This is a genomic window from Pseudomonas persica (assembly GCF_900291015.1).
GTDB lineage: Bacteria > Pseudomonadota > Gammaproteobacteria > Pseudomonadales > Pseudomonadaceae > Aquipseudomonas.
The window spans coordinates 1-238 of sequence record NZ_OLKL01000355.1; the positions used below are offsets into that span (position 1 = coordinate 1).

A 238-nucleotide genomic window follows, 5' to 3' on the forward strand; every position below is an offset into this window, starting at 1 on the left:
CCTGCTGTGGCTGGTCGAGTCGGAGTACCCGGCCCAGCGCAGCGGCAAGCCCGGCCTGTCCATCTCGTTGTGGGCGCAGTACGTGCTGGATAATTTCGCGACGGTGGAAGAGGCGGTGACCGCGCTGCAGCGCGAACCGTACTCGATCGTCACCGACAAGGTGCCGGGCGAGGACCGCCAGGCGACGCTGCATCTGTCGCTGTCCGACGCCACGGGTGACAGCGCGATCGTCGAATAC

General features: G+C 66.8%; 1 protein-coding gene. It reads left to right on the forward strand.

Going from position 1 to position 238, the window contains the following annotated elements:
* The coding region (locus FQ664_RS26865; protein ID WP_144176000.1) for a linear amide C-N hydrolase at positions 1–238 on the forward strand (238 nt) is incomplete at both ends.